This window comes from Ruegeria sp. N11, assembly GCF_056531525.1.
In genome coordinates this window covers 129633-149805 of sequence record NZ_JBQFLX010000010.1, presented here as the reverse complement: position 1 = coordinate 149805, position 20173 = coordinate 129633, and the positions used below count along the sequence as shown (strand labels likewise).

18 protein-coding genes, 2 tRNA genes and 1 pseudogene are annotated in these 20173 nt (G+C 60.3%); 10 read left to right on the top strand and 11 right to left on the bottom strand.

The window, feature by feature from the left end; translation table 11 throughout:
- Positions 1-96: 96 nt before the first annotated feature.
- A complete protein-coding gene (locus ACR0J8_RS12700) occupies positions 97-498 on the top strand; it encodes a DUF2147 domain-containing protein (protein WP_480525092.1) in 402 nt (133 codons plus the stop codon).
- Between the two features lie 4 nt (positions 499-502).
- Here the strand turns inward: ACR0J8_RS12700 and hisH are convergent, their stop codons facing one another.
- Positions 503-1141 carry an imidazole glycerol phosphate synthase subunit HisH gene (gene hisH, locus ACR0J8_RS12695; RefSeq protein ID WP_480525094.1) on the bottom strand — a complete coding sequence of 213 codons (639 nt, stop codon included), beginning with the start codon at positions 1139-1141 and terminating at the stop codon, positions 503-505.
- Complete coding sequence (gene hisB / locus ACR0J8_RS12690) at positions 1142-1729, bottom strand: imidazoleglycerol-phosphate dehydratase HisB (protein ID WP_480525096.1); 588 nt, start codon at positions 1727-1729, stop codon at positions 1142-1144. It abuts the gene before it with no gap.
- A 154-nt stretch (positions 1730-1883) separates the two neighbouring features.
- Between hisB and ACR0J8_RS12685 the strand changes: the two genes are divergently transcribed.
- Entirely contained in the window at positions 1884-2123 is a 240-nt protein-coding gene (locus ACR0J8_RS12685; protein WP_480890506.1) for an Lrp/AsnC ligand binding domain-containing protein, read from the top strand.
- 3 nt (positions 2124-2126) lie between these two features.
- On the opposite strand, the gene ACR0J8_RS12680 is transcribed toward ACR0J8_RS12685, so the two are convergent.
- From ACR0J8_RS12680 to ACR0J8_RS12670, 3 genes are all read right to left on the bottom strand, one after another.
- Positions 2127-2993, bottom strand: a complete 867-nt coding sequence (locus tag ACR0J8_RS12680; RefSeq protein ID WP_480525100.1) for a GNAT family N-acetyltransferase — start codon at positions 2991-2993, stop codon at positions 2127-2129.
- Between the two features lie 84 nt (positions 2994-3077).
- A tRNA-Gly gene (locus ACR0J8_RS12675) sits at positions 3078-3152 on the bottom strand.
- Between the two features lie 34 nt (positions 3153-3186).
- Positions 3187-3261, bottom strand: a tRNA-Gly gene (locus ACR0J8_RS12670).
- Between the two features lie 151 nt (positions 3262-3412).
- Here ACR0J8_RS12670 and ACR0J8_RS12665 point away from each other — a divergent pair.
- Positions 3413-3565, top strand: coding sequence for a hypothetical protein (locus ACR0J8_RS12665; RefSeq protein WP_480525102.1), 153 nt, complete (start codon positions 3413-3415; stop codon positions 3563-3565).
- A 2-nt stretch (positions 3566-3567) separates the two neighbouring features.
- Here ACR0J8_RS12665 and ACR0J8_RS12660 read toward each other — a convergent pair whose 3' ends face one another.
- The 4 genes and pseudogenes from ACR0J8_RS12660 to ACR0J8_RS12645 form a co-directional block, all read right to left on the bottom strand.
- Positions 3568-3951, bottom strand: a complete 384-nt coding sequence (locus ACR0J8_RS12660) for an MAPEG family protein (protein WP_170615194.1) — start codon at positions 3949-3951, stop codon at positions 3568-3570.
- Positions 3952-4029: 78 nt separating this feature from the next.
- Complete coding sequence (locus ACR0J8_RS12655) at positions 4030-7467, bottom strand: pyruvate carboxylase (protein WP_480525105.1); 3438 nt, start codon at positions 7465-7467, stop codon at positions 4030-4032.
- A 124-nt stretch (positions 7468-7591) separates the two neighbouring features.
- On the bottom strand, positions 7592-8749 hold the full coding sequence (locus ACR0J8_RS12650) for an alpha-hydroxy acid oxidase (RefSeq protein ID WP_480525107.1): 1158 nt from the start codon (positions 8747-8749) through the stop codon (positions 7592-7594).
- A gap of 39 nt (positions 8750-8788) precedes the next feature.
- A pseudogene (locus ACR0J8_RS12645) lies at positions 8789-9085 on the bottom strand (GGDEF domain-containing protein); the annotation flags it as partial.
- Between the two features lie 353 nt (positions 9086-9438).
- On the opposite strand from ACR0J8_RS12645, the gene ACR0J8_RS12640 reads away from it, so the two are divergent.
- A complete protein-coding gene (locus ACR0J8_RS12640) occupies positions 9439-11835 on the top strand; it encodes an ATP-dependent helicase (RefSeq protein WP_480525109.1) in 2397 nt (798 codons plus the stop codon).
- On the opposite strand, the gene ACR0J8_RS12635 is transcribed toward ACR0J8_RS12640, so the two are convergent.
- Positions 11832-12122, bottom strand: coding sequence for a DUF1330 domain-containing protein (locus ACR0J8_RS12635; RefSeq protein ID WP_480525110.1), 291 nt, complete (start codon positions 12120-12122; stop codon positions 11832-11834). The two genes, ACR0J8_RS12640 and ACR0J8_RS12635, sit on opposite strands and share 4 nt — an antisense overlap.
- Positions 12123-12497: 375 nt before the next feature.
- Complete coding sequence (locus ACR0J8_RS12630) at positions 12498-12722, bottom strand: DUF1127 domain-containing protein (RefSeq protein WP_170615206.1); 225 nt, start codon at positions 12720-12722, stop codon at positions 12498-12500.
- A gap of 898 nt (positions 12723-13620) precedes the next feature.
- On the opposite strand from ACR0J8_RS12630, the gene mraZ reads away from it, so the two are divergent.
- The 6 genes from mraZ to ACR0J8_RS12600 are packed head-to-tail and all read left to right on the top strand — an operon-like array spanning position 13621 to position 20165.
- Positions 13621-14124, top strand: a complete 504-nt coding sequence (mraZ, locus tag ACR0J8_RS12625; protein WP_170677960.1) for a division/cell wall cluster transcriptional repressor MraZ — start codon at positions 13621-13623, stop codon at positions 14122-14124.
- A 4-nt stretch (positions 14125-14128) separates the two neighbouring features.
- Complete coding sequence (rsmH, locus tag ACR0J8_RS12620; protein ID WP_480525112.1) at positions 14129-15121, top strand: 16S rRNA (cytosine(1402)-N(4))-methyltransferase RsmH; 993 nt, start codon at positions 14129-14131, stop codon at positions 15119-15121.
- Positions 15118-15486: a cell division protein FtsL gene (gene ftsL / locus ACR0J8_RS12615; RefSeq protein ID WP_170615212.1), complete on the top strand. Its 369-nt coding sequence runs from the start codon at positions 15118-15120 to the stop codon at positions 15484-15486. Before rsmH ends, ftsL begins: the two co-directional genes overlap by 4 nt.
- A complete protein-coding gene (locus ACR0J8_RS12610) occupies positions 15483-17270 on the top strand; it encodes a peptidoglycan D,D-transpeptidase FtsI family protein (RefSeq protein WP_480525114.1) in 1788 nt (595 codons plus the stop codon). The genes ftsL and ACR0J8_RS12610 overlap by 4 nt, the downstream gene beginning before the upstream one ends.
- Before the next feature lie 22 nt (positions 17271-17292).
- Complete coding sequence (locus tag ACR0J8_RS12605; RefSeq protein WP_480525116.1) at positions 17293-18774, top strand: UDP-N-acetylmuramoyl-L-alanyl-D-glutamate--2,6-diaminopimelate ligase; 1482 nt, start codon at positions 17293-17295, stop codon at positions 18772-18774.
- Entirely contained in the window at positions 18771-20165 is a 1395-nt protein-coding gene (locus tag ACR0J8_RS12600; protein ID WP_170806606.1) for a UDP-N-acetylmuramoyl-tripeptide--D-alanyl-D-alanine ligase, read from the top strand. Before ACR0J8_RS12605 ends, ACR0J8_RS12600 begins: the two co-directional genes overlap by 4 nt.
- Positions 20166-20173 lie beyond the last annotated feature (8 nt).

Genomic DNA, 20173 nt, shown 5'->3' with positions numbered 1-20173 from the left:
TCGCACACACAGGGCAGGGGATGCAACGCGACGCAAAGTCAATCTTGCCCGACGGCGACCGGCGCGCCAGACTGCTTGCAAAACAGGGAGGATATCATGAGGAAATTCGTTCTGGCCGCAGGGTTTGCCGCCTTGGCAAGCAGCGCTTATGCGGCCGATCCGGTTGATGGCATCTGGAAAACCCAACCCGGTGACACCGGCGGGTATCTGCACGTTTCCATCGGATCGTGCGGCAGCGCCGTCTGCGGCACCATCGACACGGCGTTTGATGCCAACGGCAATGAGCAGCTGGACTACGAGAATTTGGGCAAACAGATTATCTGGGACATGGTTCCGGAAGGTGGCGGGGCCTATGACAACGGCAAGATCTGGGCGCCAGACCGCGACAAGACCTACAACTCGAAAATGACGCTGGACAGCCAGAACCAGCTGACCGTGAAAGGTTGCGTTGCCGGTGGCCTGATCTGCCGTGGGCAAACCTGGACACGCGTGCAATAGGCCGTCACGGAGCCCAAGTCAGGAAATTTCCGATCATACGCAGGCCGACATCCTGACTTTTCTCGGGGTGGAACTGCATCCCGACCATCGTGTCACGGCCAATCACGGCCGTGACCTCTTGGCCGTAATCCACATAGGCCAACCTCTGCGCCGGGTCCGTCACGCGGAAATGGTAGGAGTGCACGAAATAGGCGTGATCACCTGATTTCACCCCTTCAAACACCGGGTGTCTGCTTTCCAGAACCAGATCGTTCCAGCCCATATGTGGTACTTTCAACGCATGGTCTGACGGCTCGATCCGAACCACGTCGCCCGCGATCCAATCCAAACCATCGGTTTCACGGTATTCATGGCCTTTCGAGGCCATCAGCTGCATGCCCACACAGATACCCAGAAACGGGCGACCCTTTTGTTCGACCGCCTCGACCATCGCGTCATAGATACCCTTATGGCCGCGCAGTTCGGCGGCACAGGCTGGAAACGCACCATCGCCGGGCAGAACCAGCCGATCGGCCCGCGCGACAACATCTGCGTCCGAGGTCACGACGACCTCACCCACATCCAGTTCACGCGCCATGCGCTGAAACGCCTTTTCAGCGGAATGCAGATTGCCGCTTTCGTAGTCGATAATGGTAGTCAGCATCTACAATGCGCCTTTGGTCGACGGAATCGCATCGGCCTTGCGCGGGTCGGTCTCAACCGCCAGCCGAAGGGCACGGGCAACCGCCTTAAAGGCCGCCTCGGCGATATGGTGGCTGTTGAAACCGTGTATCTGGTCGATATGCAGGGTGATACCGCCATGGGTGCTGAGCGCCTGAAAGAACTCGCGCACCAGTTCGGTGTCGAAGGTCCCGATCTTGGGTGTCGGCAAATCCACGTTCCAGATCAGGAACGGACGGCCCGACAGATCCAGCGCACAGCGCACCTGAGCGTCATCCATCGGCAGGTGGCACTCGCCATAGCGGCGGATACCCTTCTTGTCGTCCAATGCCTGCGTCAGCGCCTGACCCAGTGCGATGCCTGTGTCCTCGACCGTGTGGTGATCGTCGATGTGATAATCGCCCTTGGCGCGGATCGTGATGTCGATAAGCGAATGGCGCGCCAGTTGGTCCAGCATGTGATCGAAGAAGCCAACGCCGGTCTGGTTGTCATACTGGCCGGTGCCGTCCAGATTGACCTCGACCGTGATCTCGGTCTCGGCGGTCTGACGGCTAATCTTTGCGCTGCGCATGGGCGAATTCCTTTTGATACAGGCGCGCTTATAGACGGGGATCGCCGGGCATATCCAGACCAAGCATCACATGCGCGCCAAACTGTTGCAGGGGATTGCGCCCGGGCGCGGCCCATGCCAGCCTGCGCGCAACTCAACAAACAGGGTCAACCCCATGTCCACCTGCGTTTTCATCCAGATCCGCTGTAAACCCGGTTCCACCTACACGGTCGCCGAAGAAATCGCTCTGCGCGAAATCCATTCCGAGCTTTACTCGACCAGCGGCGAATACGACCTGCTGCTGAAACTCTATATCCCCGAAACCGAGGATGTGGGGCACTTCATCAACGAAAACCTGCTGGTGATTCCCAATATCGAACGATCCCTGACCACGATGACGTTCAAGGCGTTCTGAACGTTACCCCAGCTCGAACGTCGTGATCCCATAGATACGGTGCAGATCAATTTCCGGCGCGTGGCTGGAATACATGCGGCCGGTTTCGAACACTTTGGTCAACCCCAGTTGTTGCGCCATCGCCATCGCTTGCGTGTTGGGGTTGGGCATGTCGATAAAGACCTCGGCATCCATCTGGTCAGCCGGAAGCGTCATCAGCAGCGACACCAAAAGCGCCTGCGCGATCTCGGGTGTGTCCGCAAACAATGGCCCTACCTTGTACCCGGCCAAACATCGGCGCAGCGTTGCATAGCCTCTGATCCGGCCGCCTTCCTCAAACACCCGCGAGGTATGGTTGGGTGCATCCAGCCAGGCCTGCAGGAACGTGTCGCGCGGGGCAGGAAACAGGCCCCGATCATAAGACTTCAGCTCATCCGTAAGTGTGTCGATCAGTGAAACCTGACCGTGGCCGGAACGGCCCAGGGCGTTGAGGATTTCACCCGCTGTGCCCGAAAATCGGTAGTTGTCATAAGCCAGTTCGAACCCGAACTTCCGGTAATTGTCCTGCTGTTCGACGACCCCGTCCATGCCCATGTTCCGATGTTCGCAATGCGCCTTGACGGCCTCGGCAACCTGCAGCCCGTAGCCCGATCCACGATATTCGGGCAGGACGATGTAAAAACCCAGAAACGAGTAGGTGTCGTCGTAATTCACGGCCGAGGCAGACGCGATCATCTTGCCATCCAGAAATCCGCCCTTGAATCCTTCGGGATCGGAGCTGCGGAAGCACACGGCGTCGTGAAGGCCGGGGTTCCAACCTTCGCGGCCGGCCCAATCAACAGCCGTCTGGACCTCATCCGCTGTCAGAGCGCGAATTACGTATTCTGGCATGGCGCATCTCCGTCGTGATTGCGTGCGACCCGAGAATGCCGCAGCAGACAACAAAGAACCAGAAATTTAAGGGAGGTTGGTATCTGGAGCGGGCGAGGCGATTCGAACGCCCGACCCTAACCTTGGCAAGGTTATGCTCTACCCCTGAGCTACGCCCGCATCAGATACAAATGTTGGTCCAAAGACCTCTCAATGGAGCGGGCGAGGCGATTCGAACGCCCGACCCTAACCTTGGCAAGGTTATGCTCTACCCCTGAGCTACGCCCGCGCCGTTGAGTGAGGCGTGAAGTATAAATTCTGGCGCAAAGCTGCAAGAGGAAAAACGCATCTTCCGCAAAATTTCTTTTCTGGCGACGGAAATCCGGGCCCCATCCGTTCAACTGTCTGAACACGTCAGGAAAGAACGGCGGAAGCGACAGATGAACCCGAAAGAAACCCTGAAACTCTCGGTGCTGGTTGTTTCGATGCTCATGGCGGGCATCGTGGCGCAGGCCGGTGGCGACAAAGGGCAGACCGCCCAACAGATATGGCAGCCTGCATGCCCGGTTGAAGTCGAGGTGCTGGCCGGCTGACCCTAAAGCGCCAGCACGAGGTTGGTGACCGCAGCGACCAGAATGGCGGCAAATGTCAGCAACATTCCCGTCCGGCGCAGAATCACGATCTGAGGTGTGCGCCCGAATCCGTAGGCATGCAGCAATCGTCCGGACAGAATCGCCAAACCCATCAGGTTGACCAGAACGCCCCCCGCACCTTGAATTTCGGCCATGGCGATCAGCAACAGCGTGAACGGCGCGTATTCGACGCAGTTGGAATGCGTGCGGATGGCCTTGATCAGCGCCTTGTTGCCGCCGTCGCCGACCGAGATTTGCCCCATAAACCGCTGCCGGATGACGTTAAGGCTGAGCGCGAGAAACAGGAGGGCAATCAGCGCGGCGTAGATCGGGGTAATGGTCAGCATGGCGTGGCTCCGCAGGGGCATGAAAAAGGGCCGCGCAGTGTCCTGCGCGGCCCGGCTGACATTAACCTGTTTGTCGGCTTATTCCAGTTCGACCAAAAGGTCCTTTGCGTCAATCTGGCCGCCGGGCTGAATGTGAACCGCTTTGACCACCGCATCGCGCTCGGCATGGATGCCGGTTTCCATCTTCATCGCTTCGATGGTCAGCAGCAGGTCGCCTTCCTTGACCTCCTGACCGGCGGTGACTGAAACGGTCGCGACAACGCCCGGCATCGGTGCGCCGATATGGTTGGGATTGCCGGCCTCGGCCTTGGGCCGGGCCTGCGTGGTCGAAGTCACCAGGCGGTTCGGCACCCGGATGACACGGGGCTGACCATTGAGTTCAAAGAAAACTTTGACCTCGCCCTTTTCATCGGTTTCACCAATCGCCTGACAGCGGATTTCAAGCGTTTTGCCCGGATCGATTTCGGCCGTGATTTCTTCGCCCGGCTCCATGCCGTAGAAGAAGGTGCGCGTTGGCAGGGTCCGGACCGGGCCGTAAACCCGGTGGCGGCCCATGTAGTCCAGGAAGACCTTGGGATACATCAGGTATCCGTTCAGATCCTCGTCATCGACCTCCTTGCCTTCCAGTTGCTTGGACAGTTCGGCGCGGGTGGCCTCAAGATCCACGGCGGGAACGTCCTTGCCAGGGCGCTGGGTGTTGGGCGCTTCGTCCTTGAGGACCTTCTTGATGATCGTGTCGGGGAACCCGCCCGGAGGCTGACCCAGATTGCCGCGCATCATGTCGACGACAGAATCCGGGAAGGCCACATCCGTTTCGGGGCTTTCCACGTCGGCACGGGTCAGCCCCTGGCTGACCATCATCAGCGCCATGTCACCGACCACCTTGGAGGACGGCGTCACCTTAACGATGTCCCCGAACATCTGGTTCACGTCGGCATACATCTGCGCCACCTCGTGCCAGCGTTCCTCCAGCCCAAGCGAACGCGCCTGCGCCTTGAGGTTGGTGAACTGGCCGCCGGGCATCTCGTGCAGGTACACCTCGGAGGCGGGGGCCTGCAGGCTGGATTCAAAGGCCGCATATTGGCCGCGCACCGCCTCGAAGTAATCGCTGATCTCGCGGATCGCCTTGATATCCAGTCCGGTGTCGCGTTCGGTATGGCGCAGCGCCTCGACAACGGTGCCCAGCGTCGCCTGGCTGGTGTTGCCACTGAAGCTGTCCATCGCGCAATCCACCGCGTCCACGCCCGCCTCGGACGCGGCCAGAATGGTGGCGCTGGCGATTCCGGCAGTGTCATGAGTGTGGAAGTGGATCGGCAAGCCGACCTCTTCTTTCAGAGCGCGGATGAGGATTTTGGCCGAGGCCGGTTTCAGCAGACCCGCCATATCCTTGAGGCCCAGAACATGTGCACCTGCGTCGCGCAGTTCCTTGGCCATGCCGACATAGTATTTCAGGTCATACTTGGCGCGATCGGGATCCAGAATGTCACCGGTATAGCAGACGGTGCCTTCACAGATCTTGCCGTTTTCAACCACTGCATCCATGGCCACGCGCATGTTCTCGACCCAGTTCAGCGAGTCGAATACGCGGAAGACGTCGATATTCTTCGAGGCCTGACGCACGAACTCCTGCACCACGTTGTCGGGGTAGTTGGTATAGCCGACCCCGTTCGCGCCGCGCAGAAGCATCTGTGTCATCAGGTTCGGCATCGCCTCGCGCAGGTCACGCAGACGCTGCCACGGGCATTCCTGAAGAAAGCGATAGGCCACGTCAAAGGTCGCGCCGCCCCAGCATTCAACGCTGAACAGTTGCGGCAGGTTCGCCGCATAGGTCGGCGCCACCTTGATCATGTCGATCGACCGCATCCGGGTCGCCAGCAGGGATTGGTGGCCGTCCCGCATGGTGGTGTCGGTGATCAGCAACTGCCGCTGCGCTTTCATCCAGTCGGCCACGGCCTGCGGGCCCTTCTGCTCCAGCAGGTTGCGGGTGCCCATTTTGGGCTCACCCTTCAGGGCAGGGGGCTTGGCCTCTTTCAGATCGGCGCGCGGTTCGGGACGATCCTTGGTCTCGGGGTGCCCGTTCACGGTAATGTCCGCGATATAGGTCAGAACCTTGGTGCCCCGATCCCGACGGCGTTTGAACTGGAACAGGTCTGGCGTCGTGTCGATGAACTTGGTGGTGTATTCGTTCGACAGGAAGGTCGGGTGCTTCAGCAGGTTGATGACAAAGTCGATATTGGTGCTGACGCCGCGGATGCGGAATTCACGCAGCGCGCGGTCCATCCGATGGATCGCCTTGTCCGGCGTTGGTGCCCAAGCGGTCACCTTGGTCAGCAGCGAGTCGTAGTACCGCGTGATCACTCCGCCCGCATAGGCCGTGCCGCCGTCCAGACGGATGCCCATACCGGTGGCCGAGCGATAGGCGGTGATGCGGCCATAATCGGGGATGAAGTTATTCTGCGGGTCCTCGGTTGTGATCCGGGTTTGCAGGGCGTGGCCGTTCAGTTGAACGTCCGACTGGCTGGTGGCACCGGTCGCTTCGGCCAGCGTCTTGCCCTCGGCGATCAGGATCTGGGCTTGTACGATGTCGATGCCGGTAACTTCCTCGGTGACGGTGTGTTCCACCTGAACGCGCGGGTTGACCTCGATGAAGTAGAATTTGCCGGTTTCCATATCCATCAGGAATTCGACCGTGCCCGCGCATTCATAGTTCACATGGGCACAGATCTTGCGGCCCAGTTCACAGATTTCGGCACGCTGCTCCTCGCTCAGGTAAGGGGCGGGGGCGCGTTCCACGACCTTCTGGTTCCGGCGCTGGACCGAACAGTCGCGTTCGTAGAGATGGTAGATCTCGCCATGCTTGTCGCCCAGAATCTGAACTTCAACATGCCGGGCGCGGGTGATCATCTTTTCCAGATAACCCTCGCCATTGCCGAACGCGGCTTCGGCTTCGCGACGACCTTCCAGGACTTTCTCTTCCAGTTCGTCCTCGGACTCGATCGGGCGCATACCGCGCCCGCCGCCGCCCCAGGACGCCTTGAGCATAAGCGGATAGCCGATCTGGGCGGCTTCCTTGCGGATCGCGTCCATGTCATCGCCCAAAACCTCGGTCGCAGGGATCACCGGAACTCCTGCCTCGATGGCGACGCGACGGGCACTGGCCTTGTCGCCAAGCGCGCGCATGGTCTTGGCCTTGGGACCGATGAAAGTGATGCCGTTCTGCACGCAGGCATCCACGAAATCGGGATTCTCGGACAACAGACCGTAACCGGGGTGGATTGCATCAGCGCCGCATTCTTTGGCAACACGGATGATCTCGTCTATGCTCAGATAAGCGGCAACCGGCCCCATCCCCTCGCCAATGCGATATGCCTCATCCGCTTTAAAGCGATGCAGGCCAAGCTTGTCCTCCTCGGCAAAGACGGCAACGGTGCGTTTGCCCATCTCGTTGGCCGCGCGCATCACGCGAATAGCAATCTCGCCGCGATTGGCGATCAGGATCTTTTTGAAGTCGGTCATGTCAGGTCCCGGTCTTTATGGTGTGGCCGTGTTCATAGGCGGACAATACGCGCACGTATATCAGTCGTTCTGGGTAGAACCGGCATGTTATCGCTCGCAAACGCCGCCTGTTGGCGCAATCTACTTACACATGCTGCGATGCAGCATCAATATTTGTGATTGCAGATGTCACATTTTGTAAACTTGCAAGGCCCAACTGGCCCATATTGGCCTTCAGATCCTGCCGCAGGATGTCGATGACATGAGCGGGGCCGCGTTCGCCTAACGCCGCCAGACCAAAGAGAAACCCACGCCCCAGCATGACAAAATCCGCGCCAAGGGCCAGCGCGCGAAGGATGTCCAGCCCACCTTCAATACCACTGTCAAAGATAATCGGCAGGTCCGTCGCTGCGCGTATGGCCGGTAGCGCGTCAATACTGGCGGGCGCGCCGTCAAACTGACGGCCGCCGTGATTCGACACCCATATGGCGTCAACGCCCGCCTTTTGCAGCGAAACGGCATCTTCCGGCCGCAGGACGCCTTTGACGACAAACGCGCCATCCCAGTTGTCGCGCAGCCAGGACACGTACTCCATGTCCGGCGACGTTCTCAGAAGATACCCGATATGTGACGTAGGAGGGAGGTTGAGGCTACTGTCCGAATACTTCTCGAGCGTGCGCATTCTGGGTGGTCCCCTACGCAGCATCCCCCTTGCCCAGGCCGGGCATCGCGCAATCTGTGCCAGCAGGCGCGGTGTCAGCCTTGGCGGATGCGTCAACCCGGACTGCACCTGCCGTTCGCGCCGAGATGCAACCGGTACATCCGCAGTCAGCACCAGCGTCCGGAATCCCGCATCGCGCGCGCGGGCCAGCATATCGGTGCGGATGTCGGGATCTCGAGGCGGATACAATTGAAACCAGGCGTTTTCGCCGATGTGGCCGGCCAGATCTTCGGGCATCTGGCTGGCGACCGTAGACAAGGTGTAAGGTATGTTGGCCGCGGCCGCAGCGCGGGCCAATATGCCTTCGGCATCCGGCCAGACCAACCCCGACATTCCAATGGGGGCGATACCGAACGGCAGGGCGCAGTCGTGATCCAGCAGCTTCTTGCTTGTGTCGAACTCCAGTTCGCCATGCAGGATCGACGGGGTCAGTGTAACCCGGTCCAGCGCTTCGCGGTTGCGCCGGATCAGGGTTTCAGCGCCGGTGCCACTTTCCACAAATTCCCAGACAAAGCGCGGCAACCGACGCCGCGCAAGTCGTTTCAAATCGGCAATGCCGGGATATGCACTGTGCAGGTCCATGAGGATTGATCCGATTTGCCGCGCGATTCGGCAAGTTTTTCAAGCGGCTGTCGAGGAAGACGGTTTGATTTTGACCCCCTTGTTCCGAACCAGGCTGTCCCCGATGTCTGCGCCGCAGGACGCGGAACTGGCGACCTGCACCTGATTTCGGCCCCGGTCCTTGGCGGTATGGAGCGCTTCATCCGCCGCGCGCGGAAGATCCTGCGGCATGGTTTCGTGCGCCGGGTAATGGGCGACCCCCACCGAAATCGTAATGCGGGGCAGGGATTTTTCACTATATCTGACCGCAACGGATTCAACCGCCTGCCGTACTTTTTCTGCGCGGGTCAAGGCATCGACGGACCTGCCAATTATATTCGACGGTGGTATTGAAGATGGGCAGGACACCCTTCGCGCGCGGGTACGGCGTAAATCCCCCAACCGGCAGTTGCCGTTAGGGCGATAAGCATCTGCGAAACGCCTACCATTTTCAGCCGCGAACTTCGCACTGCCCATGTCGCCTGCTTCGTCATATGCTCTCCCACAGCAATGGACCGGGCATCAGAAACAAACTTTTGCAGAAAGGTAAGATCGCCGGATGTACACAAAGGTTTAATCTGGAATCCAGTATATTATCTTCTGCGATTTCTTTGTGAACAAGCCGTGAACAAACCCTTTCCCTCGGGCCGCATCCGGCGTAGTTTGGGGGCATGAGCAGTTTTGACGAAATGGACGCCTTCGAGGGCGCATCGCTGTCCCAAAAGGCAATGGCCGCGCGTGCCGTGCCTTACCTGGATGATCTCAACCCGGCGCAGCGCGATGCGGTTGAACGGCTTGACGGTCCGGTTCTGATGCTGGCCGGGGCAGGGACCGGCAAGACCAAGGCACTCACGACCCGGATCGCGCACCTGCTGAATACCGGTCGCGCGCGCCCCAACGAGATCTTGTCGGTGACATTCACCAACAAGGCTGCGCGTGAAATGAAAGAGCGTGTCGGCCGCCTGCTCGGCCAGCCTGCCGAAGGGATGCCGTGGCTTGGCACGTTCCATTCGATTTGCGTCAAGCTGCTGCGACGCCACGCCGAACTTGCGGGGCTGAAATCGAACTTCACGATTCTGGATGGCGACGACCAGTTGCGCCTGCTCAAGCAACTGGTGCAGGCGGCCAATATCGATGACAAGCGCTGGCCTGCGCGGATGCTGGCGGGAATCATCGATGACTGGAAAAACCGTGCACTGACACCCGACAAGATACCTGCTGCTGATGCCGGAGCCTATAATCACAAGGGCGTCGACCTTTACGCCCAGTACCAGACCCGTCTGCGCGAGCTGAACGCGGTGGATTTCGGTGATCTGCTTTTGCACATGGTCACGATCTTTCAGATACATGCGGATGTGCTGGAACAATACCAGCGGTGGTTCCGTTACATTCTGGTGGACGAGTATCAGGACACCAACATCGCCCAGTACCTGTGGCTGCGGTTGCTGGCGGGCGGTCACAAGAACATCTGTTGCGTGGGCGATGATGACCAGTCGATCTATGGCTGGCGCGGGGCCGAGGTGGGCAACATTCTGCGGTTCGAGAAAGACTTCCCCGGCGCCTATGTCGTCCGGCTTGAACAGAACTACCGCTCGACCCCGCATATCCTCGCCGCCGCGTCGAATGTCATTCGCGGCAATGAAAATCGCCTGGGCAAAGAGCTTTGGACCGACGCGCAGGACGGCGAGAAGGTCCGGCTGATTGGCCATTGGGATGGCGAAGAAGAAGCGCGCTGGATTGGCGAGGAAATCGACGCGATGCAGGGCGGCACCCGTGGCGTGCGGCCGATGAACCTTGATGAAATCGCCATTCTCGTGCGCGCCAGCCACCAGATGCGTGCCTTCGAGGACCGTTTTCTGACCATTGGATTGCCCTACAAGGTCATCGGCGGCCCGCGGTTCTATGAGCGGATGGAGATCCGCGATGCCATGGCCTATTTCCGGCTGGTCATCAGCCCCGAAGACGATCTGGCGTTCGAGCGGATCGTGAATACGCCCAAGCGTGGCCTCGGCGACAAGGCGCAGCAGACGATTCAGGCGACCGCCCGACAGAATGGCGTCTCTCTGGTCGAAGGCGCGCGGGTCGCGGTCGAACTAGGGCTGATCAAGGGCAAGGGCGGCACGGCCTTGCGCCAGCTTGTCGATGGGCTGGCCCGCTGGAACGCAATGACCCGGGGTCCAAGGATCGAGGTTGACGACGATTCCGTCATTGATGATGGCACCGCTCCCATTCGTTTTGGCGAACCGGAACATACTCATATTGAACTGGCGCAGATCATCCTCGACGAATCCGGCTATACGGCGCACTGGCAGAACGACAAGAATCCAGATTCCCCGGGGCGGCTGGAAAACCTCAAGGAACTGGTCAATCAGTTGGACAACTTTGAAAACCTGCAGGGCTTTCTGGAACATGTCAGTCTGGTGATGGATAACGAGCAGGAATCGGATGGCGCGAAAGTGTCGATCATGACCCTGCATGCCGCCAAAGGTCTGGAATTTCCCGCTGTGTTCCTGCCGGGGTGGGAGGACGGGTTGTTCCCCTCGCAACGGTCGATGGACGAAGCTGGCCTCAAGGGCCTCGAGGAGGAACGGCGGCTGGCTTATGTTGGCATCACCCGCGCGGAGGAGGTCTGCACGATTTCCTTTGCCGCCAACAGGCGCGTTTTTGGTCAATGGCAGAATTCGATGCCGTCCCGGTTTATCGATGAGCTGCCCGAAGATCATGTGGAGGTTCTGACGCCTCCGGGTCTCTACGGTGGCGGTCAGACCACGGCCGGGATTGAAGCCCGCGCCGCCGAAGCAAACGTTTACAACTCGCCCGGCTGGAAACGGATGCAGGCGCGGCAGGGCCAGTATGGCATGTCGCAACCGCGCGAAAGCCGCAACACCGTCATCGATGCGACCGCGGTGGCAAGTTTCACGCTGGGCGAACGGGTATTCCACCAGAAATTTGGCTATGGCGCAGTGATCGGTATTGAAGGGGACAAGGTCGAGGTCGATTTTGACAAGGCGGGCATGAAGAAGGTTGTCTCGCGCTTTCTGTCCGCCAAGGATGACGTTCCGTTTTAAAGGCCTTCGACCAGAACCATGTTTGCCGTCGCGGTCGCGTGCCGGATTTTCGCCAGTTCGACGTAGTCGGGATCGTCTTTCCATGCCTTTGCGGCTTCGATCGACGGAAACTCCATAAGGACTATCCCTTCCTCAGCCCAGGTGCCCTCGATCACGTCCACTGGTTTGGATGACACTGTCAGAAGGCGACCTCCGTGCCTGTCAAAGACCGGCATGAACCCTTCAAGGTATTTCTGGTATCCGTCTGGGTCGTGAATTGTGATCTGGGCGATGAAATATGCAGCCATTGGAAACTCCTGAAACTTCGGTTCCGGCTTCACCTTACACACACAAGCACAAACAAAAAACGGCGGTTCCCAGGGAGGAGGAAGGGGAACCGCCGTTCTTTTCAACATCGAGGCAGGGAGGAGGAAGGCCCCGATGTATCCGAACCCGGGTCTGATCCCGGTATGAGGAAGACGCGGCGACACAAGGGAGGAGAATAAGTGTCGCCGCGTGCTTTCAACATCGGGGTAGGGAGGAGGAGAGCCCCGATGTGTCATGTCCCGGCTGTCAGGGCCGGTATTTGGGGCGGCAGCATCAGGGAGGAGGAGAGATGCCGCCGCCGAAATGCAGGTCCAAAGGGAGGAGGACGGACCTGATCTCGTTAATCTGTTGTGCGCTTACTGCGCGGTGTAATCCGCAGCGGCCTGCAGGGCCAGTTGACGGATCATCGAGCGTTGCAGGCCCAGATCGGCCAGTTCGCGGTTCGACAGGCCCGACAGTTCGTTGAGTGTCTGGCGGTACAGGCGATAGCGAACAAAACGTGTTTTTACTGCTTCAAACAGTGCCACCAGCCCGGTTGCCGGTGCATTGCCAAGCGCGGAGTGGTTGGTTGCGACTGCCATTTTCAATGCCTCTGACTTGATCGTTTGCCGAAGTGTTCCGGCGTTTGCTTGAGGATGAAAATAGGCAAATGCTGCAGATGCACAATAGCGGGCGTCGTCAATGCCGCTATGCAGCAAATGCATAGATATCAAATTGTTGGGGCGGTCGCGGCCAAGGGCAGCGGGTGCCGTAGGGTCACCTTTGGGGCTTCGGCGGGTGTGCATTTGGGTGAAGCTGTCCGGCGCATGGGCGTGATGGCGGAATGGAAATGGTGTCCAGGCCGATCGTTCGGCACATGCACATTCACATGTTAAGGGGCCCTTGCATTCCGGATGGGAATTCATGGGCTGCCGGTGTTCTTGCGATGTGTGTGGGGAAACTGCGCCATTCGACACGGTTGATTCGAGGCGGTGTTCGGCAAAATACCGATTTTTTGCCAACCGATGTAAGGAGAATTCGAATTTTCTGGGAAATCATGGGACAATTTGGGTTGAGCAGATTCTGTGGATATGTTGTGTGCAGTCGGCAAAGAGTATCTATTTATGGTGCCCATTGGTGAAGTTTATGTTGATTTTTCGCGTGTGGATTGCGTTCAGAATGCGTCAGTGCCCAAAAAACTTGTTGATTTCCATGATTTCCCATGTCATCCCTAATACATCCGATGAGGACGAGGCAGATGGGGCAACAAACGACCCCGACCAAAAATAATCAGGTTTCATACAGGCATCTCGCTTTCATCACTTAACAGATCCGGCGCGCGGGCGAGCAGACATCCCCCCAGGTGGCGCGCGCAGCTGGACATCCCCGCACAGCGGGCGAATGCGGCGGGTTGATCAGTGGCAGCAGATCAACCCGCCGTTTTTCATCAGGGGGGGAACGTAAAGATCAAGTGGGGCGCAAGCGAAAGGGACAGTCGTCTTGGCGCGCAGGTTCAGAGGTGAAAGCCACCACAAGGTGGATACGAAGGGCAGGGTATCGATCCCGGCCTCGTTTCGCCGTGTGCTAGAGGCTTCGGACCCCAACTGGCAACCTGGAGATACCCCCGAACTGGTGATTGTCTACGGGGATCACCGCCGCAAGTTCCTTGAATGCTATACAATGCAGGCGATCGACGAGGTCGACGAAAAGATTAATGCACTGCCGCGCGGTTCGATGCAGCGCAAGATGCTGCAGCGTATGTTCCATGGCCAGTCCTTCCCGACAACGGTCGACGAAACCGGGCGTCTGGTCCTGCCGGCCAAGCTGCGCAACAAGATCGGGCTTGAGAACGAGGCCTTCTTTATCGCCGCCGGCGACACGTTCCAGATCTGGAAGCCCGAAACCTACGAGACCGAAGAACTGGCCGCGGCCGAAGACTGGCTGGACGATCAGCCCGAGGACTTCGATCCTCTGGAGTTCCTAGACGGCGTCGGGGACGCGTAACGGCATGGCCGGCGCCGGGTCCCCTTCCGACAAACCCCATATCCCCGTTTTGCTGCGTCCTTTGCTGGCCGCCGTTGCGCCCGTCTCGGGCGTTTGGCTGGACGGAACCTTTGGTGCGGGCGGGTACACGCGTGCGCTGCTCGAGGCTGGCGCCGACAAGGTTATCGGTGTCGATCGCGATCCGCTGGCTTTTGAGATGGCAGCCGGATGGGCGGGTGACTACGGCGACCGGCTGGTGATGCAGCCGGGCGTTTTCTCGCGACTGGATGAATACGCTCAGGATCTGGACGGTGTCGTGCTGGATCTTGGTGTTTCGTCCATGCAACTGGATCAGGCCGAGCGTGGATTTTCGTTCATGAAGGACGGTCCACTGGACATGCGGATGAGTCAGGATGGCGAAAGCGCAGCCGATCTGGTGAATACCGCAACCGAGGCGCAACTGGCCGACATCCTGTTTCACTATGGCGAAGAACGTGCCAGCCGCCGCATCGCCAAAGCGATTGCAAGGGCGCGGACGGATGCTCCGATCACAACGACCCTGCGTCTGGTTGAAATCATCGAATCCTGCCTGCCGCGCCCGAAACCGGGGCAGTCGCACCCGGCGACCCGCAGCTTTCAGGGGCTGCGCATTGCCGTGAACGCCGAATACGAGGAACTGTTTCAGGGCCTCATGGCAGCAGAACGCGCGCTGAAGCCGGGCGGGCAACTGGCGGTGGTGACGTTCCATTCCATCGAGGACCGGATGGTCAAGCGGTTCTTCCAGGCGCGCGCAGGGAAAACGGGCCGCGCCAATCGCTATGCGCCCGAGATGGAACAGGAACAGCCGCAATTCACCCTGAAAACCCGCAAAGCCGTCGGTCCGGATGATCAGGAATTGCAGGAAAACCCGCGCGCACGCTCGGCCAAGCTGCGTGTGGCTGTACGAACCGAGGCGCCTGCAGGGGAAATTGACGCCCGTGCAATCGGCATGCCGCAACTGGGGGGAAGGGCAAGATGAAGAGTGTTCTGTATGTGTTGACTGCTCTGTCCGTGTTCGGACTGGCGTTGTGGGCCTATCAGGAGAATTACCGCACCCAGCAGGTACTGAAGGAGACGCAAGGTCTGCAACGTGAAATTGGCATGGCGCAGGTTCGGCTGGCCGTGCTGAACGCCGAATGGGCCTATCTGAACCGACCCGACCGGCTGCGCGAACTGGCGGATTTGAACTTTGAACGGCTTGGTCTGCTGCCGCTGCGGGCCGAGCAGTTCGGACGCGCCGACCAGATCGCCTATGCCGAAGACCCCGACCTGCCGATCGTAGATCCGATCGAACTGCAGGCCATCACAAGCATTCAGGCGCTGGGCGAGGTACAGTTTCCATGACCCGCACGCCTCTGCGCCCACTGGCCCGCATCCTTGACGCCCGCGCCCGGGGCGAAAATCCCAAGGCCATCGAGCGCGAGAACATTCGCCAACGTCACGAGGGCATGAAAGACCGCGCCCGCGCCCGTGCCGAAGGGCGTCTTCTGGTGCTGGGGCTGTTCTTCTTTTGCGCTTTTTCGGTCGTTGGCGTGCGGATGGGAATGCTTGCCACGTCCGAAGCGCAGGAGCCACTGGCCAGCGCCCCCGGTGCGGCCATCGCCATGCAGCGCGCCAATATTGTCGACCGCGACGGGCGCATTCTGGCGACCAATCTGGACACTTATTCGGTCTATGCCCAGCCCCCGCTGATGATCGACCCGGTTGCCGCCGCCGATCAGCTTGTGGCCATCTTCCCCGATCTCGACAAGGATCGTCTGGTCAAGGATTTCACCGGCAACCGCAAGTTTCTGTGGATCAAGAAACGTATCTCACCCGAGCAAAAGCAGGCGGTGCACGACATTGGCGACCCCGGTATCCTGTTCGGCCCGCGCGAGATGCGGCTGTATCCGAACGGCAGGCTGGCCGCGCATATCCTCGGTGGGTCGGGGTTTGGTCGCGAAGGCGTCAGCGCGGCTGAGGTGATTGGCGTTGCCGGTGTTGAAAAACAGTTTGACGAGTATCTGCGCGATCCGGCCAACGGAAACAAGCCGCTGCAACTGTCGCTGGACCTGACCGTTCAGGCCGCGGTCGAACAGGTGCTTTACGGCGGCATGAAGATCATGAATGCCAAAGGTGCTTCGGCTGTCCTGATGAACGCCCACACGGGTGAGGTGATTTCGGCGGCCTCCCTGCCGTCCTTTGACCCCAATGACCGTCCGCGCCCGCCGACTTCGGGGTTTGATCCCTCGGACAGCCCGCTGTTCAACCGTTATGTTCAGGGTGTCTACGAACTGGGATCGGTCTTCAAGATATTCACCGCCGCACAGGCGGTCCAGCTTGGGCTGGTGAATTCGAACACCATCATCGACACCTCGGGTCCGATGAAGATCGGGCGCTTTCCGATTGGTGAATTCAACGGCAAGAACTACGGCAAGATCAGCGTGGCGGACGTGATCGTCCACAGTTCGAACCGGGGCACCGGGCGTCTGGCCCTGCAAATTGGCGCACAGCGACAACAGGATTTCCTTGAATCGCTGGGCATGTTCGAACCCACCCCGTTCGAAATTGTCGAGGCCGCAGGTGGCGCGCCCCTGAAACCCAAGAAATGGGGCGAATTGAGCACGGTGACCATCTCATACGGCCATGGCCTGTCGACCAGCCCCATGCATCTGGCGGCCGGGTATGCGTCGATCGCCAATGGCGGCCACTATGTCAGCCCCACGATCCTGCGAAAGAACGGTCCGCAATACGGGCCCCGCGTGTTGTCGGAAAATGCGGCGCAGCAGGCCCAGAGGATGTTGCGCAAGGTCGTGACGGACGGGACCGCCAGCTTTGGTGAAGTTGCAGGCTATGATGTCGCGGGCAAAACCGGCACCGCCGACAAGCCAAAACCGCGCGGCGGCTACTATGACGACAAGGTCATCGCCACCTTTGCGACGATCTTCCCGGCCTACGACCCGAAATACGTTCTGATCGTCACGCTCGATGAGCCGTCGATCGTGGCCTATGGCGAAAAACGCCGCACGGCAGGCTGGACGGCCGTCCCGGTGGCTGCCGAACTGATCGGCCGGGTCGCACCTTTGCTGGGCCTCAGACCCCGGCTTGAGCCTCAGGCGCGCGCTGCTATAACGCTGACCTCGAACTAGGCCGTCGGACAAGAGGTGGGTCATGGGCGCAAGGTCAAAGAAACTAAGCCAACTGGCCCTGACCGCACGGGGCGGCGCGAATCCCGACATCACCGGTCTGGCGGTTGACAGCCGCGAGGTCAAAGACGGTTTTCTCTTCGCAGCGCTTCCCGGGACACGCGTTCATGGGGGCGAATTCATCCAGTTCGCTCTGCGCATGGGAGCCGCCGCCATCCTGACCGATGCAAGGGGCGCTGAGATCGCGGCCAGTGAACTGGCTGCATCGGACGCGGCTCTGATTGTTGTCGAAGATCCGCGTCAGGCGCTGGCAGGCGCGGCGGCCCTGTGGTTCGGCGCGCAGCCGCAAACCATCGTGGCCGTCACCGGGACCAACGGCAAAACCTCGGTTGCCACGTTTGTCCGCCAGATCTGGACTGAACTTGGCCACGCCGCCGTGAACCTCGGCACCACCGGTGTCGAAGGCGCATGGACCGCACCGCTGGCCCACACCACGCCGGAACCTATCACCTTGCATCGCTGTCTGGCGGCGGCAGCGGGAAATGGCGTGACCCACGCCGCGATGGAGGCGTCCTCGCACGGGCTGGAGCAGCGCCGCCTGGACGGTGTGCACCTGGCGGCCGCCGGATTCTCGAACTTCACGCAGGATCATCTGGATTACCACGAAACGTTCGAGGCGTATTTCGCCGCCAAAATGGGCCTGTTCGACCGGGTTCTTCCGCAGGATGGAACGGCAGTCGTCAATCTGAGCGATCCCAAGGGCGCCCAGGTGCGCCGAATTGCCGAACAGCGCGGTCAGACGGTCCTGACAGTCGGGCTCGGCGATGCGGACCTTTGCCTGATGAACCAGCGCTTTGACGCGACCGGGCAGGATTTGCGGTTTTCGTGGCAGGGCAAAACGCATCTGACCCGCCTGAACCTGATCGGGGGGTTTCAGGCCGAAAACGTACTGCTGGCCGCCGGGCTGGTCATCGCGGCCGGGGATGAACCCGAGCGTGTGTTCGAAACCCTGCCGTACCTAACAACGGTTCGCGGGCGGATGCAGCTTGCCGCAACCCGCGAAAACGGGGCTGCGGTCTTTGTCGATTACGCCCACACGCCTGACGCGGTCGCCACGGCGCTGAAAGCGATGCGCCCGCATGTCATGGGTCGCCTGATCGCCATCGTCGGCGCGGGCGGGGACCGGGATGCCACCAAGCGCCCGCTGATGGGCAGGGCTGCGGCTGATCACGCTGACATCGTCTTTGTCACCGACGACAATCCGCGCAGCGAAGATCCGGCCACCATCCGTGCCGCCGTTATGGATGGCGCGCCGGAAGCCACCGAAGTGGGTGACCGCGCCGAAGCCATCCTGCGTGGCATCGACGCGCTGCAACCGGGTGACGCGCTGCTGATTGCGGGCAAAGGGCACGAGACGGGCCAGATTGTCGGCGATCAGGTTTTGCCGTTCGACGATGCGGAACAGGCCAGTATCGCCGTGGCCGCACTGGACGGGAGGGTGGCATGACGCTCTGGACAGCGGCTGAGGCTGCCGCGGCAACCGGCGGGCGTGCGACCTCTGACTGGGAAGCAAACGGCGTGTCCATCGACACCCGCACCATCCAGCCGGGCGATCTGTTTGTCGCACTGAAGGCCGCGCGTGACGGGCACGACTTTGTGGCGCAGGCGCTCGAGAAGGGCGCAGGCGCAGCGCTGGTCTCGCGTATTCCGGATGGCGTTCCAGACGACGCGCCATTGCTGATCGTCGACGATGTTCAGGCGGGGCTCGAAGCGCTGGGGCAGGCCGCACGCGCCCGGACAAACGCGAAAGTTGTCGGCGTGACCGGCAGTGTCGGCAAGACCTCGACCAAGGAAATGCTTGCAACGATTCTGGAAACGCAGGGCAGGACCCATGCCAGCGTCGCCAGTTACAACAACCACTGGGGAGTGCCGTTGACGCTGGCCCGGATGCCGCGCGACACCGAGTTTGCGGTGATCGAGATCGGCATGAACCACCCGGGCGAGATTGCGCCGCTGGCGCGGCAGGCAAAGCCGCATGTGGCGCTGGTGACGACTGTGGCGGCGGTTCACCTCGAAGCTTTCGAGTCGGTCGCTGCTATCGCCCGTGAAAAAGCTGCGATTTTCGAGGGACTGACCGAAGGCGGCGCAGCCATCGTCAATGCGGACATCGAACACGCGCACATCCTGCGGGAATGTGCGCAGAAGCTCGGTCTGAAAACAGTCGAATTTGGCCGCGATGGGCAGGATTTCATTCTGGAAGGCGCGGCACAGGAGGTCGATTCGGTTTCCGCAACGGCAATGGTGGGCGGCAAAACGATCCGTTTTGGCGTCAGGTCCGCTGGTCTGCATTTTGCCATGAACGCATTGGGTGCATTGGCAGCTTGTGTCGAAATGGGTGTGGACCTGGATCAGGCGATCGCTGGACTGGGGCAATGGTCGCCGGTCAAAGGGCGTGGTGTGCGCGAGCAGATCACCCTGGCTGATGGCGGCAATATCGAACTGCTCGACGACAGCTATAACGCCAACCCCACCTCGATGGAGGCGGCGCTGAATGTACTGGCCGCGTCGCGCGGCTCCCGCCGGATCGCATTTCTGGGCGATATGAAGGAGTTGGGCGCACAGGAAATCGCCATGCACGCCGGTATGGCTGACCTGCCTGCCATGGGCGAGGTCGATCAGATCCATTGCATCGGCCCGCTGATGCAGTCGTTGCATCAGGCGTTGCCCGCAGAAAAACGGGGATTGTGGTTTGAGACGAGCGCCGATATGGCCGACCGCCTGCCGGAACTGGTCCGGGATGGAGACACCGTTCTGGCCAAGGGCTCGCTAAGCATGGCGCTGGCCCGTATTGTTGACGGTTTGCGCAAAATGGGGCAAGTGGGCGCGCCCGGGTCATGAGCGTTTGC

What these genes read in the sequence shown, in the direction of transcription:
- ACR0J8_RS12700 (WP_480525092.1), top strand. Translation starts at nt 97, where the DNA reads ATGAGGAAATTCGTTCTGGCCGCAGGGTTTGCCGCCTTGGCAAGCAGC.
- hisH (WP_480525094.1), bottom strand. Translation starts at nt 1,141, where the DNA reads ATGCTGACTACCATTATCGACTACGAAAGCGGCAATCTGCATTCCGCT.
- hisB (WP_480525096.1), bottom strand. Translation starts at nt 1,729, where the DNA reads ATGCGCAGCGCAAAGATTAGCCGTCAGACCGCCGAGACCGAGATCACG.
- ACR0J8_RS12685 (WP_480890506.1), top strand. Translation starts at nt 1,884, where the DNA reads ATGTCCACCTGCGTTTTCATCCAGATCCGCTGTAAACCCGGTTCCACC.
- ACR0J8_RS12680 (WP_480525100.1), bottom strand. Translation starts at nt 2,993, where the DNA reads ATGCCAGAATACGTAATTCGCGCTCTGACAGCGGATGAGGTCCAGACG.
- ACR0J8_RS12665 (WP_480525102.1), top strand. Translation starts at nt 3,413, where the DNA reads ATGAACCCGAAAGAAACCCTGAAACTCTCGGTGCTGGTTGTTTCGATG.
- ACR0J8_RS12660 (WP_170615194.1), bottom strand. Translation starts at nt 3,951, where the DNA reads ATGCTGACCATTACCCCGATCTACGCCGCGCTGATTGCCCTCCTGTTT.
- ACR0J8_RS12655 (WP_480525105.1), bottom strand. Translation starts at nt 7,467, where the DNA reads ATGACCGACTTCAAAAAGATCCTGATCGCCAATCGCGGCGAGATTGCT.
- ACR0J8_RS12650 (WP_480525107.1), bottom strand. Translation starts at nt 8,749, where the DNA reads ATGGACCTGCACAGTGCATATCCCGGCATTGCCGATTTGAAACGACTT.
- ACR0J8_RS12640 (WP_480525109.1), top strand. Translation starts at nt 9,439, where the DNA reads ATGAGCAGTTTTGACGAAATGGACGCCTTCGAGGGCGCATCGCTGTCC.
- ACR0J8_RS12635 (WP_480525110.1), bottom strand. Translation starts at nt 12,122, where the DNA reads ATGGCTGCATATTTCATCGCCCAGATCACAATTCACGACCCAGACGGA.
- ACR0J8_RS12630 (WP_170615206.1), bottom strand. Translation starts at nt 12,722, where the DNA reads ATGGCAGTCGCAACCAACCACTCCGCGCTTGGCAATGCACCGGCAACC.
- rsmH (WP_480525112.1), top strand. Translation starts at nt 14,129, where the DNA reads ATGGCCGGCGCCGGGTCCCCTTCCGACAAACCCCATATCCCCGTTTTG.
- ftsL (WP_170615212.1), top strand. Translation starts at nt 15,118, where the DNA reads ATGAAGAGTGTTCTGTATGTGTTGACTGCTCTGTCCGTGTTCGGACTG.
- ACR0J8_RS12610 (WP_480525114.1), top strand. Translation starts at nt 15,483, where the DNA reads ATGACCCGCACGCCTCTGCGCCCACTGGCCCGCATCCTTGACGCCCGC.
- ACR0J8_RS12605 (WP_480525116.1), top strand. Translation starts at nt 17,293, where the DNA reads ATGGGCGCAAGGTCAAAGAAACTAAGCCAACTGGCCCTGACCGCACGG.
- ACR0J8_RS12600 (WP_170806606.1), top strand. Translation starts at nt 18,771, where the DNA reads ATGACGCTCTGGACAGCGGCTGAGGCTGCCGCGGCAACCGGCGGGCGT.